Here is a 14924-nt window from a genome sequence, read left to right on the forward strand (position 1 = left end):
GCCCGAGTGTTCGGACGGCGTCCGACCGGCCCCTTCCGGAGGGTCGGGCCGCCGTTGCGCAGCGTCAGGGTTGCTCGGACTTGTCCTCGTCCGGCCGCTTGGGCACGCGGCAGGCCCGTTCGAGCCACAGAGCGGCCGCCACCAGCGCCGCCGAGCAGGCCGCCAGCACGATCGAGGGCGGCACGTCGCGCTGGACGGCGGCGAGCTGCCGGTCGTCGACGAGCAGCCACACCGCGATGCCCGACGAGAAGCCGAGGAAGATCGAACCGGCCAGTGAGGACGCCTTGGCCAGCACGACGTACCGGGCGACGGCGAGCGGCTCGACCGGCAGACGGCCGGGGCGGCGCTCGATCCGGGCGCGGGTCTGCTGGGCCAGGGTGAACTCGACGATCGCCAGCGCGAGCAGCGTGAACGCGGGCAGCCACGGCACCGGCGGCATCTTGATGTACCAGTTGCTGATGACCAGCCAGGCCACCGCCGCCGACGCGAGCGCCGCGACGACCAGGGTGGACGCACTGGTGGGTTGCAGCCGAGGCTCCTGCGCGGGTTGCCGGCTCATGCCGCCGCCTCGCTCCGCACGCTCATGCGGCGTTCCCCTTCCGGTCGCGACACACACCCGTGACAAGAATGCGGCCGATCGGATTACGACTCTACTTCGAGCCGGACCTCGGGTAGAGCGGTCATCGCGGCCACCTCCGCCGCCATCGGATCGGCCAGCACGAGGTCGTTGACCCAGCCGTGCCCCGGGAGCTGGGCGTACGGCTGGACCTCCAGCCACGGGCGCAGGACGAAGGCCCGCTGGTGCGCGTGCGGGTGCGGCAGGGTCAGCTCCGGCGTCGTACGCAGGACCGGGGTGCCCTCGCCGGTCCAGGCCGCGACGAGGTCCACGTCCAGGGTGCGCGGGCTGTAGCGGCGGGCCTGGTGGCGGACCCGGCCCGCCTCGTGCTCGATGCGCTGCGCGTGCAGCAGCCACTCCTCGACCGAGTGCTCCCCGGTCATCAGCACCACGGCGTTGTAGTACGCCGGCTGCTCGGTGTCGCCCCACGGCGGGGTCTCGTACACCCCGCTCACCGCCGCCACCTCGCCGAGTTCGGCCAGGCGCCGGACGGCGAAGCGCAGGTGGTCGGCGCGGTCGCCGAGGTTGCTGCCGATCGAGAAGACCACGGAAGTCACGCCCGATATTCTCGCAGCGTGGTGCTCGACCTGATGCGCGCGACGCCGCCGGTGGTGATGGGCGTTCTCAACGTGACCCCGGATTCGTTCTCCGACGGCGGCCTCTACACGGACCTCGACAGCGCGGTGCGCCACGGGGTCCAGCTGCGCGACCAGGGCGCGCACCTGGTGGACGTGGGCGGTGAGTCGACCCGGCCGGGCGCGCTGCGCGTGGACGCGGCGACCGAGGCCGCCCGCGTGGTGCCGGTCATCCGGGCGCTCGCGCGGGCGGGGGTGGCGACCAGCGTGGACACCACCCGCGCCGCCGTCGCGGCCGCCGCCCTGGAGGCCGGGGCGGTGCTGGTCAACGACGTCTCCGGCGGGCTGGCCGACCCCGGCATCCGGCGGGTGGTGGCCGAGGCGGGCTGCCCCTACGTGATCATGCATTGGCGCGGGCACTCGGACCGGATGCAGGACCTCGCGACCTATCACGACGTGGTGGGCCAGGTGCGGGCCGAGCTGTCCGAGCGCGTCGACGAGGCGCTGGCCGCCGGGGTGCGCCCCGACCAGCTGATCCTCGACCCGGGTCTGGGCTTCGCCAAGACGGCCGAGCACAACTGGGCCCTGTCGCGGCGGCTGGACGAGCTGGTCGGGCTCGGTTTCCCCGTGCTGTTCGCGGCCAGCCGCAAGTCGTACCTGGGGCTGCTGCTGGACGGGCGGCCCGCCGCCGACCGCGACGCGGCCACCACCGCGACGAGCCTGCTCGCGGTGGCCGCGGGCGCCTGGGGGGTACGGGTGCACGACGTGCTCGGCACGGCCGACGCGATCGCGGTGTGGCGGGCCACGGGCAGTCCCCGCCTACGCTGGTGACCATGGGTCTGATCCGGTTGACCGGCCTGCGGGTACGCGGCCACCACGGCGTCTTCGACTTCGAGCGGCGCGACGGGCAGGACTTCGTCGTGGACGTGGAGCTGGAGCTGGACCTGGCTCCGGCCGCCGCCAGCGACGACGTCGCCGACACCGTCCACTACGGCGAGCTGGCCTCACGTCTGGCCGTGATCGTGGCGGGCCCCGCGGTGAACCTGCTGGAGACGCTGGCCGACCGCCTGGTCGCGGCCTGCATGGAGGACGACCGGGTGGCGCGGGCGACGGTCACCGTCCACAAGCCACAGGCGCCGATCCCGCTGTCCTTCGGTGACGTGAGCGTCACGGCCACCGGGCGCAGGTGACGCGCGGACATCTGACACCTGCCGCATGCTGCGCGGCTTGTCGGGCCGCAGGGGGCACCGTACTCTCTGCTATGGATCCGACACCGGACCAAGACATGGAAATATCCCGGCGCTAACCACTGACAGTACTCGACACGAAGCAGGGTGTTACTCGGCGCATCCCACCGATGAGCACCCCCATCGGTAAGGCTTAAGCGATTATGCAGCGCCGGGTCGCGGCGGGGAGGTAACAAATGATCGCCATGGAGCTCGCCCAGGCGGCGTGGACGCACGCCACAGCGACGCTGAGCCCGCTCGCCGACGCCGTCCTGGCCGCACCCGGGGACCCCAAGGGCGAGATCGCCACCACGAACATCCTGACCTTCTTCGCGACCAAGATCTCCCCGATCCTGCTCGCGATCCTGGGCGTGATCTTCATCGGGCGCGCCAGCAAGGGCGAGGTCTCGAAGGTGCTCACCAGTTCCGCGATCGCCATCATCGGCATCGCCTTCATCGTCGGCGCCGGTGCGCTGCTGCTGGTCGGGGAAAACCTCGTCAAGATCATGTTCGAGTAGGCGGAACCATGCGGCTGCGCACGGACGACGACATCTACCGGGCTCGCCTGGTCTATCTCGGGCCGCCCGGCTACACCCTCCCGGTGCAGCTGCCCTACGCGCAGTACGGCCTGTTCGTGCTGCTCGTGCCGCTCTACATGGGCATCCACTGGATCTTCAGCCAGCGCTTCGAGATCTTCCCGACCTGGGAGATCGCGCTGGCTATCGTCTCGACGTCGTACGTGTTCCGCCACGTCGACCCCGACCGCCCCGCCCGCATGGTGATCCGCACCGCGCTCACCGACTGGCGGCGCGACCGTGAGGCCGGCGCCGAGCATCACGACCCGCGCCTGGTCGCGCGCCGCGTCGTCGTGCGGCGGGCGATCACATGACCGGGCACGATACCGAGTACGACCTGGACGACACCGTCTCCGACGTCGTCCCCTCCGTCGAAGGCTCTGCCGCGCAGGGCCCCGTCGCCGTGTTCCAGCCGCCCCGGCGCCGCGAACCGGCCGCGCCCGAGCAGGCCCCCGTCGCCGGTGACGGCCGCCCCGAGGCCCGCATCGACGGCACCCGGCCCGACAGCGGCCGCGACCTGCGCAGCGACCTGCAGACCACGGCCGACCGCCGCGCCGCCGAGCTGCGCGCCGCCGCCGACCGCGCCACCCAGGCGCAGCGGGAACGGCTCGCCAGCGCCCGCCGCGAGAACGAGCCGCCACCGCCTCCCCCGCCGCCAACCGCACCGGTCGGCCCGGACATCGAGTCGCCGTTCCTGGAGCTGTTCGACGCCGAGGCGGCCGACCCGGGTTCGGTCACCCGCGGTGGCGGCGTGCCCCGCACGGCGCCGACCCGGGCCGCGCAGCCGCCCGTCCCGCCGCCGCCGGCCGGCCCGGCCCCGAACTTCGTCCCGCTGCCGCCCGACCCGACCCGCGCCGCCGCCCACCCGGGCGCCGCGGCACCGGGCCGCGCCCCGAGCCAGCCCGCCGCCCCGAGCCGCGCGCAGCAGCCGTCGGGACGTACCCCCGAGGCGCCTGCCGCCGGACCCGCCGCGACCGGCCGACCGGCCGCATCCGGCCTGGCCGGCCAGCGCCCCGGTGGGCCCGCCGGACCGGCCCGCCCGGCCGGGCCGCCCCCGGCCGCCCCGGTCAGCGGCGTGCCCGTCAGCGGCATCCCCATGCGCCCGCCGCCGGACCTGCGCCAGCGTCCCGTCAGCTCGGTCCCGGTGAGCTCCGTGCCGGTCAGCACCGTGCCGCTGAGCAGCCGACCCCTCGCGCCGCAGGGCGCCCCGGCGCAGCATCCCGGCCGCCACGCGGCCCCGGCCGCGCCGCGCGCACCCCAGCGCGCGAGCACCAAGCCGGTCAAGGCGGCGACGCCGCCCAGGCAGAAGCGCGACCGCGACGCCGCGCAGGAGATCGCGATCACCGAGATCGCCGGGCACCTCACGTTCACCCCGCACGCGGTGACGGCCTGGTACCTGCTGCCCGAGGTCCGCTGGGCGTTCCGCCCCGACGCCGACCGCGAGGCGCTCCTGTCCGCCATCAGCGAGCAGTACGCGGGCCTGGCCGGATTCCGGCTGCACCTGCGGCGCACCACCAGGCCGTTCCCGGCCGACCAGTGGGCGCAGCAGCTCGACCAGCTCACGACCCGCCCGCTGCCCGCGGTGCCCGGCGCCCCCGGCTGGGGCGACCACCTGGTCAACGCCCAGCGGCACCTACTCGACATCAACCACAGCGAGGGCCAGACCTTCCTGGGCGTCACCTTCGCCCGCCGGGCGCTGGGCGACTCGTTCAGCGAGAAGCTGCTGCGCGCCTTCGGCAAGGGCACCGCCGACTCCGAACGCCGCAAACTCGGCAAGCAGGTCGAGCAGTTCGACGAGGTGCTCGCCGCGTTCGGCATGCGCGGCCAGCGCGCCGCCTCCGGTGAGCTGGAATGGCTGCTCTACCGCTCCGTCGCGCTCGGCATGAGCCCGCCCGCCACGATGGGCTCGGTCGGCCACGGCCGCTGGGAGGAGGGCGACCTGCTCGCCCTCACCGAGCAGATCGAGCGCTACCGCGCGCCGTACGGCAGCACGGTCAAGCTCGTCAACCGGATGACCGGCGAGGAACGGCACGTCGCCGTGCTCACCGTCGGCCGCATGGAGCCGCTGGACATCCCCGAGCGGCACGAGCCCTGGTTGCACTTCCACGAGCGGCTGCCCTGGCCGATGGAGCTGTCGTCGCGGGTGGACATCCTCGGCCCGCAGGACAGCTTCCGCAACCTCGAACACCGGCTGCGCATGATCCGCTCGCAACAGCTGGACTACCTCGAGCACGGCATGGACGCCCCGCCCGAGCTGGAGCGCCTGGCCAGCCGCGCCCTGGTCATGGGCGACGAGATGACCACCGGCCTGCCCGTCGACTCCGCCCGCGCGCACGGCTGGCACCGCGTCGCCGTCAGCGGCGCCACCCGCGACGAGTGCCTGGAACGGGCCCGCTCGGTCATCTCGGCATACAGCCGCGACCTGCGCGTGTCCCTGCAGCACCCCAAGCAGCAGGACCAGCTCGCCCGCGAGTTCATCCCCGGCGAGCCCATCGCCAACACCGGCTACCTGCGCCGTATGCCGGTGCGGCTGCTCGCCGCCGCGCTGCCCCAGGCCGCGTCGACCGTCGGCGACCGCCGCGGCGACCTGCTCGGCCGTACGGCGGGCACCTGCCGCCGCCCCGTCTTCCTCGACCCGCACTTCCCGATGGAGGTGCGCGAGCGCTCCGGCCTGTCCGTCATGGTCGCCGAGCCCGGTGGTGGCAAGTCGACCCTGCTCGGCGCCATGGGCTACCTCAACGCCCGCCGCGGCGTCCAGGTCACCCTGCTCGACCCGAGCGGCCCGCTGGCCCGGCTCGCGAGCATGCCCGAGCTGCGGCCGTACTCCCGCGTGCTCAACCTGACCGGCGGGGAGCAGGGCACGCTCGCGCCGTACTCCCTGATCCCGACCCCGCAGCGCACCGAGTTCCCGACCGGGCCCAACGGCGACCGCGAGTATGAGATCGCCGTCAGCAACGCCCGCGCCGAACGCCGCATGCTCGTGCAGGACATCTGCGCCATGCTCGTGCCGCCGCAGGTCGCCCGCGAGGCGTCCACCGCCACGCTGCTGCGCCACGCCGTCCGCACCGTCCCCGCCGAGGAGACCGCGACCCTCGACGACGTCGTACGCTGCCTCGCCGGCATCGACGACACCGGCCGCGAACTGGCCAACCTGCTGCTCGACACCGCCGAGATGCCGCTGGCGCTGCTGTTCTTCGGCAGCCCGCCCGGCGACCTGCTCAGCACCGACGCGGCGCTCACCGTCATCACCATGTCCGGCCTGCGCCTGCCCGACCTCAAGATCGAGCGCGAGTACTGGTCGGCCGAAGAGGCCCTGGCCCTGCCGATGCTGCACACCGCGCACCGGCTCGCCGTGCGCCGCTGCTACTCCGGCGACATGCACCAGCGCAAACTCGTCGGCCTCGACGAGGCCCACTTCATGGAGGGGTGGCGGTCCGGGCGCTCGTTCCTGGTCCGGCTCGCCCGCGACAGCCGCAAGTGGAACCTCGCCGCGCTCGTCGCCTCCCAGAACCCGAAGGACATCCTCGGGCTCGACGTGCAGAACCTCGTCTCGACCGTGTTCGTGGGGCGTATCGCGCAGGACCCGGAGATCGCCTCCGAGGCGCTGCGGCTGCTGCGCGTGCCGACGGATGTGGGGTACGAGGAAGTGCTGGCCTCGCTGTCGGCGCCCGACGCCAACAGCGCGGGGCGGCTGGGATACCGCGAGTTCGTGCTGCGGGACGTGGACAGCCGCGTGCAGCGGGTGCGAGTCGACGTGTCGTACGTGCCGGGGCTGCTCGAAACCCTCGACACGACGCCCACCGGACAGGCTGAGACACGGAGCGCGCAGGGGGGCGGGCGGTGAAGCGGCTGGGAGCTGCGGCGGTTGCTTCGGTCGTACTGGCACTGGGGACACTGTTCGGGGCTCCGGTGCAGGCGGCTGCGGACACTGCTGCCGCGGCGAAGACTGCGCCCGGGGACAAGCTGTGCTCCCTGGAGGAGTGGACCAAGCGCGGGCTCGACGAGTGCATCTCACGGCTGCAAGAGGTCAGCGCGGCGCGGGCCCAGTGCCTCGCGGCGCCGAATCCTGCCGCGCCCGACTCCGGCCTCGCCGGCTGGTTCGTCTCCAAGCCCACCTGGGACACCCGGGGGCCGGCGGGTAAGTACGCCCGCTACGGCTACGCGGGTTATGACTACACCACGTATGACATCAACTGCGTGCAGACCGTCATGCACCCTGACTACAAGCTTGAGAACACGATCGCGAACGGCGAGTTCATGCTCGCCAGCGGCATCGTCGGGGTGTCCAACGCGCTCCGGGAGCGTGCCTGGGAGCCCAGCGAGATGTGGGGCTGGGCCGACCCGCTCGTCGAGAAGGCCACCCAGGCCCTCTACACGCAGGTGTTCACAGTCTTCGGCGTGATCACGCTTGCTGTCATCGGCGTGTACCTGCTGTGGCGATCCCGGCAGGCGCAGATGTCCATGGCCCTCACGACCGTCGGCTGGGCGATTCTCGTCATGGTCGGGGTTACTGCTCTAGCAAGCTGGCCTGTCCAGTCCGCGAAGGCAGCCGATGGAACTTTGGTTGGAGTGCTCAGCGTCGTACACGATGCGGTCGGTCCTCGGTCCGCGCCGACCACTACCTGTAGCGACCCGGCACCCGGTGCCTGCGACGACCATCGGCCCCCGGCGGTCCGCGCCGGGGACACTGCAGTTGAGGCGCTCCTGTACCGCAATTGGCTGCGAGGCGAACTCGGATCTGCAGACAGCGAGACGGCGAAGAAGTACGGACCCGCTCTCCTCCGAGCGAAGTCGCTGAGCTGGCAGGAAGTCGAACAGATCAACGACACGCCGAACGCGGATGCTCGACAGCAGTTACGAGACGGGCTGATTCGTCAGAAGCAGAGCGATTGGATGAAGGTCTCGGAGCAGATCCGCACCGAAGACCCGCAGGCATACCAGTACCTACAGGGCACTAAGGGTATGGAGCGGATCGGCGCGGGATTCGTTGCGATCCTGTCGGCCATCTCCTTCGCCGCGTTTGACGTCATCGCTTCGGTACTGGTCCTGCTCGGCTTCCTCATCATCAGATGGGCTGTAATCGCTGCTCCGGCGCTCGGCACCGTCGGATTGCTACGCCCGGCCAGCGCTGGGCTTCGACGCCTGGTCAACTCGGTGCTGGCAGCACTCTTCAACATCGCGATTTTCGGCACAGGCGCCGCGATCTACTTGTTCGCAGTTGATTTGATCATGAGTACGTCGTCGCTGGCAGGCTGGCTCCAGGTCACCTTGGTGCTCCTGTGCGGCATAGTCGGATGGATTCTGCTTCGGCCATACAGCCGAATCACTCAGTTGGCTGGAGGCAGCAGCGGCACCTCCCTGATTACCGCACGGCCGTCAGCGGCCACGAGCATCCAGCCAGGCGACCGTACCCCCGCTGGCATCGTGGTAGCTCCTGGTAGCACTACCGCCACATCTGTCCCCGAGGCGAGGCCTGAGCTAGCAGTAGCCGCCGAGGAGTCCGCAGCATCGGTTCGCGCCGAAGCACGGGGCGGCAATGACCCTGTGCGGACAGAGGCATGGCGTTCGGCGGACGTGCCCGATCTCGAGCCGAGCTACTCGGTCTACCGGCCGGCGAACGTGCCCCAGCAGGCCACGACCAGATCCGAGGCCCGAACCGAGCCGTCCAGCGAGCCCGCTCGGCCGAGCAGGGCCGAGACCAGGTCCGAGTCGAGGTAGTGATGTCCCGAATCCCTCTACGGCCCCGAACCGTGGTGGCGCTCGGGCTGGCGGTATTCGTCGTCTTCATCGTGGCAATCGGCAAGCTGGTCGGCGGCGGAAGCGTACTGCCAGCCGATGAGCCGCCGCCGACTACACAGCACACGGTGGACGCGGACGCCGACGATGACGGGGTCGTAACGGTCGACACCACGCCGAGCGCGGTGACGCCGACCAACGGGCCTGAGGCTTTGGCACTAGCCACCTCTTTCGCAAAGAACTGGATCCGGCACGACCGTAATGCGAAGGAATGGCTGGACGCTCTCAGGCCGATGTGCACCGATGCGCTCGTCACCGAACTCGACGGGGTGGATCCGGTAAGCGTGCCCGCCAATCGCATTACCGGGACGGCACATGTCGAGGCTCTTGCGGACACTTACGTCGAGGTCGCCATTCCTATCGATGCCGGTACACTTCGGCTACGTTTGGTCGCGCCCCAGGGCAAATGGATGGTGGACGGCATCGACTGGGAGCGCGTATGAGCGTCCCTCCTATCATCACGAGCCCTATCCGCGAGGGCAGCCGTCGATTACTCCGCCCTGGAGTCATAGTTGCCGTCACTTCGGTTCTGGCGCTGCTGTGCTGCGGTGGAGCCGTTACAGCCGTGATCTTCGGAGATCTGGCTACGAATCAATCACCACTGACGAATACACTCAACTGCGGCAGCACCAAGACCGTGAGCGCCACAGGTCAGTTTCCGCGCATCGGTCCTTATGGCGAGGACAAGGTTCGAAATGCCGCCATCATCATCAAGACCGGCCAGCAGCTGAAGGTGCCACCGCGCGGCTGGGTGATCGCAGTGGCAACTGCGATGCAGGAAAGCAGCCTGACTAATCACGGATTTCTCGGCGAGCGCAACGACCATGACTCCCTTGGGCTGTTCCAACAACGTCCAAGTCAGGGTTGGGGCACCCCGGAACAGATCATGGATCCTGTGTACGCGGCGACGAAGTTCTACCAGAAGCTCCTGAAGATAAAGAACTGGGATACCCTTCCGCTCACTGTCGCCGCACAGCGGGTCCAGATCAGCGCTTATCCGAACGCCTACGCAAAACATGAGCCCTTGGCGACACGCATCGTCAACGAGTTGACCGACGGTGCTGCCCGCGCGGTACTCGTCGGCAACCAACTGCGTTGCGCGGCGTTCGGCCAGATCGCGGCATCGGGATGGACGGCCCCCGTCAAGGCCTCGATCAATTCGCGTTTTCGAACTGCAGATCGGCCGGCCCACAATGGCGTCGACCTTGGTGCCGCCCGCCACACCCCCATTCGAGCCGCCGCAGCCGGCGTGGTGATCATAAGCAAGTGCGACCTCGGGAATTGCGACCGAGACGGCAACCTCAACACCCCAGGATGCGGCTGGTACGTAGACATCCTTCATGCCGACCAGGTCATAACCAGGTACTGCCATATGCAAAGCCGCCCCCTTGTACGTGTCGGCGATCGAATCTCGCCCGGGCAGGTGATCGGGTACGTCGGCAACAGTGGCCATTCCACCGGACCGCACCTTCACTTCGAAGTCCATCTCGATGGTGACCGCTCGCATGGCGGCGCCGTGGATCCGATTCCCTTCATGGCAGGAAAGGGCGCCGCTCTCGGCAACGGCGATGGGGGGAAGGACGCATGACTGAAGCGGACTTTGCGGCCTGGGCCGCCGAATGGCGTACTCCGCCTGCCCCGGTAGTTCCTGTTCCTGCCATGACACTTGTCGGCAGTGGCGGATCGCTTCGTGGAGCCCGCGTGATGATCGGGTTGCCGGGGCACGGATGGCGTACCGAGCTGCGTGGTGATGCGATCATCCGGCAGGGCGCGCGAAGTCTGGTCCCAGTTCTGGCGGAGGCAGAGTGGTACCGCGCTGAGAGGGAACGCGTCGAGGTCTTCGCGGCGCTGGTACCAGTCGAGCGAGTCTGGGTCGAGACCATCAGTACTGCCGCCGAAAGAGCCGCCGGACCTGTGGACAGTCTCGTGCTGGTATCGCTGGACGCCCCGCCGACTCGGGGGGCCCTGCCAGCCGAGATCCTGGCGTCACAGGCCACTGGACAGCTGACGGGCCGCCGGCTCGTCCAGACTGGCAACGACGGTGAGCAGCGCGGTCTACGGGCCGTCACGGAGGCGCACCTGGGAACGGCTGGTTCGCCGCAGGTCAGGGTCGCCCAGGAAAGTGAGTGGTATCGCTGGGCTGCTACCGGTCAGGCACCAGCCACTCGCGCCGTCCCGCTAGCAGAACTCTGGCTTGAGTAGTCGTGGCCGATCACGCTGCGATGCTTGGCGAAGGCGTCGGTGAGGCACTTGGCATCGGGCCTTGCTCCGCAGCACAGACACGCCAACCGTCCTCCTCTACCAGACCGAATTGCCAGCGCTGCTGACTACTGCTCTCCTCGGCGCCGTCCTTGATCGCGGTGACGGTCAGATCGGTCTGAATCCGCACCTGGCCGCTTTGGTCAGCACGGTTGAGAGCACCCCAGCTGATGATGACCTGAACGCCGAAGTCGTGTTCCCGTTTCGCCAGCTCATCGATAAGAGCTGACATCGGTGCCAGCGCGCTCGGATCCTGGCAGGTGTAGAGATCAACACCGACTTCATCCTTGTTCTGGAGCGCTGCCCGCAGATACTCGGCGACGACCACCTCCGGAACGGATCGGTCGATCTTGGTTGCCTCGTGGTATGCCGTCAACGTGGCGACGGCGGCGCCGATGCCCCCCACCGCCAACACGATCACCAGTCCCAGCAGGACCTTGCGCCAAACCGACCGCCGCTCCATCGCACCATTCTCGCTCAGACATCCGCTCATGTGAGTGCATGCCAGCGTGGCACACCGCCGCACCCGCCCGCCATCACTTCACCGACAGGCGGCGCCCCCGGCCCGAAGGCCCCCCGCAGCAGCTCAGACAGACCCGCGGTTCAGCGTTCCGGCAGCCCACAGCCCGCAGCAACACATGATCACCAGGATCAGCGCGATCGCGACCGCCGCGAGCACGAGCCCGACCGGCTTCTTCAGATACCCCAGCAGTCGCGACGGCGGCTTGGGCGGCTCAGGCTGCATGCCGACACCCTATGGCCTGGACGCCCCGGCGCCTAGTGATCTCCCACCGTGCCGGGCCCGATCCAGGCCCCCCGGTACGCTGGCCAGGTGACCGATTTCGCCGAACTGGACGCCATGTCGACCGAGCAGCTGCGCGAGCGCGCGTTCGCGAAGGCGCGCGACGAGCGCGACCTGGGCTTCTTCTGGGACCTGTTCCGTCACCTGCCCACCGCGCCGGAGACGGAGGAGCGGGAGCTTGCCGACATCGGCGCCGCGGTCGACGACGCGGTGTCGCTGTGGCGCGAGTTCACCGGCCACCACTACGGCAGCAGCGAGCCCCTGATCCGCGCCCGGTTCATCGACTACCTGTCGAAGGCCCAGTAGCAGGGCGGCAGCCGGTCTGCGGACGACGCGGCGCGGCGCGTACCCGATGGGGGCGTGCCGCGCAGCCGATTCCGGATGTCGATCTGTCGCAAGTATGTGAAACCCTCCCGCGCGTTTGTGCGCGAGGTGTAGAGGGCCCTGCGCTAACCTCCCCCGGGGGAGGACGCAGCGGAGGGCTCAGCGTTGGCAGGATGGAACGCGCGCATTGACCAGGCCGCTGGTCTGCACCGGCATGCGGCGGCTGTGGTGCAGGCGGCGATGTCGGCTTTGGATAGTTATCTGCCGCCGCCGCGAACGGATCTGGCCGAGCAGCACGATCTCGCGGAGCGGCTGCGGGCCGCGGCCGCGAAGCTGGCGCCGGGTTGGCTGGGCGCACGGTTGGACGGGATCTCTTCGGGTACGCCGCTGGGCGATCAGCGCCGCCCGGAGTTCGTCCGGGTCGGCACGGCCCGGCCGCTCGACGACGACCAGTTTCCGCTGGTGGTGCCGCTGCTGGGCACGGGCCATCTGACGTTCGGGGCTGATTCGCGTGATCCGCGGGTGGCCGGTGCGCTGCGGTCGCTGCTGCTGCGGCTGCTGGCGACGGCGCCGTCGGGCACGCTGGTGGTGCGGGCGGTGGACGCGGTCGGCGGAGCGCTGTTCGCCCCGTTCGGGGCGCTGGCCGACGCGGGGCTGATGCCTCCGCCGGTGCACGATCTGGCGGGGTTGCAGGCGGTGCTGGCCGAGGCGGAGCACTGGGTGCGGCCGACCCGCCCGGTCGCGCAGCGGCGCCCGGCGGCACGGCCGCGGCGGCGGGACTGCACGATGCTGCTGCTGATCGCGGCTCTGCCGTCGAATGTCGAAGGTGCCGAGCTGTCGCGGATCACGGCGCTGGCCCAGGCGGGTCCGGCGGCGGGGCTGCATCTGATCGTGGCGGGCTGGCCGCCGCCGCCCCTGTCCCCGCACACCTCGCAGCCGTCGGCGCAGGCGCCGCTGCCGATGAGCACGCAGCTCGCGCTGCGCAACCCGTACGCCCTGGTGGGTGGTGGTCCGTTCGCGACACAGCCGGCCGGTGGGCCGCCGAGCCCGACCACGACGTGGTCCGGTCTGTCGGTGCCGGTGGAGCTGGACCCGGATCCGCCCGCGGACCTGGTGCAGCGGGTGTGCCGGGAGCTCGCGGCCCGCTATGCCGCCTCGGGCCAGGTGCATCTGATGGACCTGCTGCCGGACCCGGACCAGTGGTGGGCCGAGTCGTCGGCGGCGGGGCTGTCGACGGTGGTGGGCCTGGCCGGGGAGGCGCCGATCCCGCTGAGCTTCACCGAGCTGACGCCGCACTGGCTGGTCGCGGGTCGGGCGAGCGCGGGCAAGACCGCGTTCCTGACCAATGTCCTGTACGGCCTGTGCACCCGCTACGACCCCGACGAGCTGGCCCTGTACCTGCTGGACTTCGCGCGGGACGGGGCGTACGCGGAGTTCGCGCCGAGTGTGGCCGATCCGGCGTGGCTGCCGCACGCTCGCGTCATCGGGGGGCGCTGCACCCGCGAGGCGGGGCTGGCCGTGCTGCGCGATCTGGCGGCGGAGCTGGACGCCCGGGTGCAGCGGTGCGCGGAGGCCGGGGTGGCGCGGTTCGGCGAGCTGCGGGAGTCGGCGCAGCTGCCGCGGGTGGTGTGCGTGCTGGAGGAGTTCCCGGTGCTGCTGGCCGGGGACGATCCGGTGGCACAGGAGGCGGTGGGGCTGCTGGAGTCGATCGCGCGCCGCGCGCGGGCGTACGGGATGCACCTGATCCTCAGCTCGCGGTCGGTGCACGCGGTCGAGCAGCTGCACGCCCGGCGTGATTCGGTGTTCGGGCAGTTCCCGGTGCGGGTGGCGCTGCCGGGCGGCGCCGACGTGCTCCAGGCGTCCAACGACGCGGCGGCGTCGCTGCCGGTGGGCTGCGCGGTGGTGAACACGGCGGGCGGCCTGGGCGGCCCGCGCAACGCCACGCGCGGCCACGAGAAGACGGTGCGCTTCCCCGATCCGCACACCGATCTGCAGGTGCTCACGGCCCTGCGGCAGCGGCTGTGGCAGGCGCGTGACCTGGACTCGGACCCGCCGGTGGTGCTGATCGGCGCGAGCAGCGAGGAGATGGCGTGAGCGTGTTGGTCGGACCGGCTCCAGGGCGGGATGCATGAGCGAGCGCAGTGCTGCCTGGACGGATTATCTGGCCGCGGCGCAGCGGTTGGACACGGTGCGCCGGGAGGCCGCCGACGTCGCGTCGGCGGAGGCGGTGGCGCTGGCCGCGGCCCGCGACGAGCTGCCGACGGTGCAGGCTCAGCTGAGCTTGCAGGCGACCAGGCTGGTGGCCGGCGCGGGCCGGGTGGGCGCGCCGCCGCCGGTGCTGCTGCCGGGCCCGTCGGAGCAGCATCTGGCGGCGCAGGCGGTGGCGGGCGGTCCGGCGGTGGCGCTGGCGGCGCTGCGGCAGGCGCAGGCGACGATCGAGGTCACGGACGGATCGCTGGCGCGATTCGGGGGTACGGCGGCGCGCGGGCTGCCCCGCAACCTACTCATCTACGCCCCGCTCAGCCTGACCGTGCTGGTCGTGCAGATGGCCCTGGCGGGCCTGGCCGACCCGGGCGCGCGGCTGTTCTACCTGCTGGTGGGCGGCCTGTCGCTGGCGCTGCTGGGGTTCGCGACGGGCTGGCTGCTGGTCGGGCTGGTCTTCCCGAAGGGGTCGCGCACGGTGCCGCTGGGCGCGGTGACGTGCTTCGCCCCGGTGCTGCTGGCGGCGCTGCTGTACGCGCTGCGGTAAGC

At 70.8% G+C, this 14924-nt stretch carries 16 protein-coding genes; 12 read left to right on the top strand and 4 right to left on the bottom strand.

Features of this window, described 5'->3' with window-relative positions:
- Positions 1–64: 64 nt before the first annotated feature.
- Together Cs7R123_RS18745 and folK are read right to left on the bottom strand one after the other, a co-directional pair.
- Positions 65–559: a DUF3180 domain-containing protein gene (locus Cs7R123_RS18745; protein WP_212828183.1), complete on the bottom strand. Its 495-nt coding sequence runs from the start codon at positions 557–559 to the stop codon at positions 65–67.
- Positions 560–642: 83 nt separating this feature from the next.
- Entirely contained in the window at positions 643–1173 is a 531-nt protein-coding gene (gene folK / locus Cs7R123_RS18750; RefSeq protein ID WP_212828185.1) for a 2-amino-4-hydroxy-6-hydroxymethyldihydropteridine diphosphokinase, read from the bottom strand.
- 21 nt (positions 1174–1194) lie between these two features.
- On the opposite strand from folK, the gene folP reads away from it, so the two are divergent.
- From folP to Cs7R123_RS41115, 9 genes are all read left to right on the top strand, one after another.
- A complete protein-coding gene (gene folP, locus Cs7R123_RS18755; protein WP_212829261.1) occupies positions 1195–2022 on the top strand; it encodes a dihydropteroate synthase in 828 nt (275 codons plus the stop codon).
- A 2-nt stretch (positions 2023–2024) separates the two neighbouring features.
- Positions 2025–2381 (top strand): dihydroneopterin aldolase, encoded by a 357-nt coding sequence (gene folB / locus Cs7R123_RS18760; RefSeq protein WP_212828187.1) that lies wholly within the window; start codon positions 2025–2027, stop codon positions 2379–2381.
- Positions 2382–2614: 233 nt separating this feature from the next.
- On the top strand, positions 2615–2935 hold the full coding sequence (locus Cs7R123_RS18765) for a hypothetical protein (RefSeq protein WP_212828188.1): 321 nt from the start codon (positions 2615–2617) through the stop codon (positions 2933–2935).
- A gap of 8 nt (positions 2936–2943) precedes the next feature.
- Entirely contained in the window at positions 2944–3306 is a 363-nt protein-coding gene (locus Cs7R123_RS18770) for a hypothetical protein (RefSeq protein ID WP_212828190.1), read from the top strand.
- A complete protein-coding gene (locus tag Cs7R123_RS18775) occupies positions 3303–6836 on the top strand; it encodes an ATP-binding protein (protein ID WP_244871909.1) in 3534 nt (1177 codons plus the stop codon). Before Cs7R123_RS18770 ends, Cs7R123_RS18775 begins: the two co-directional genes overlap by 4 nt.
- Positions 6833–8710, top strand: coding sequence for a DMT family transporter (locus tag Cs7R123_RS18780; RefSeq protein ID WP_244871910.1), 1878 nt, complete (start codon positions 6833–6835; stop codon positions 8708–8710). Before Cs7R123_RS18775 ends, Cs7R123_RS18780 begins: the two co-directional genes overlap by 4 nt.
- Before the next feature lie 32 nt (positions 8711–8742).
- Positions 8743–9231 (top strand): hypothetical protein, encoded by a 489-nt coding sequence (locus Cs7R123_RS18785; protein WP_212828192.1) that lies wholly within the window; start codon positions 8743–8745, stop codon positions 9229–9231.
- Positions 9228–10376: a M23 family metallopeptidase gene (locus Cs7R123_RS18790; protein WP_212828199.1), complete on the top strand. Its 1149-nt coding sequence runs from the start codon at positions 9228–9230 to the stop codon at positions 10374–10376. Before Cs7R123_RS18785 ends, Cs7R123_RS18790 begins: the two co-directional genes overlap by 4 nt.
- Positions 10373–10990 carry a hypothetical protein gene (locus Cs7R123_RS41115; RefSeq protein ID WP_374706967.1) on the top strand — a complete coding sequence of 206 codons (618 nt, stop codon included), beginning with the start codon at positions 10373–10375 and terminating at the stop codon, positions 10988–10990. The genes Cs7R123_RS18790 and Cs7R123_RS41115 overlap by 4 nt, the downstream gene beginning before the upstream one ends.
- A 10-nt stretch (positions 10991–11000) precedes the next feature.
- Here Cs7R123_RS41115 and Cs7R123_RS18795 read toward each other — a convergent pair whose 3' ends face one another.
- Positions 11001–11510, bottom strand: a complete 510-nt coding sequence (locus tag Cs7R123_RS18795; RefSeq protein ID WP_212828207.1) for a hypothetical protein — start codon at positions 11508–11510, stop codon at positions 11001–11003.
- A gap of 123 nt (positions 11511–11633) precedes the next feature.
- Complete coding sequence (locus Cs7R123_RS18800) at positions 11634–11792, bottom strand: hypothetical protein (protein WP_212828208.1); 159 nt, start codon at positions 11790–11792, stop codon at positions 11634–11636.
- A gap of 114 nt (positions 11793–11906) precedes the next feature.
- On the opposite strand from Cs7R123_RS18800, the gene Cs7R123_RS18805 reads away from it, so the two are divergent.
- From Cs7R123_RS18805 to Cs7R123_RS18815, 3 genes are all read left to right on the top strand, one after another.
- On the top strand, positions 11907–12155 hold the full coding sequence (locus Cs7R123_RS18805; protein ID WP_212829263.1) for a hypothetical protein: 249 nt from the start codon (positions 11907–11909) through the stop codon (positions 12153–12155).
- A gap of 258 nt (positions 12156–12413) precedes the next feature.
- Positions 12414–14267, top strand: coding sequence for an FtsK/SpoIIIE domain-containing protein (locus tag Cs7R123_RS18810; RefSeq protein WP_212828213.1), 1854 nt, complete (start codon positions 12414–12416; stop codon positions 14265–14267).
- A gap of 34 nt (positions 14268–14301) precedes the next feature.
- Positions 14302–14922 (top strand): hypothetical protein, encoded by a 621-nt coding sequence (locus tag Cs7R123_RS18815; RefSeq protein ID WP_212828214.1) that lies wholly within the window; start codon positions 14302–14304, stop codon positions 14920–14922.
- Positions 14923–14924: the final 2 nt, after the last annotated feature.

It is taken from the genome of Catellatospora sp. TT07R-123, from assembly GCF_018327705.1.
Lineage (GTDB): Bacteria > Actinomycetota > Actinomycetes > Mycobacteriales > Micromonosporaceae > Catellatospora.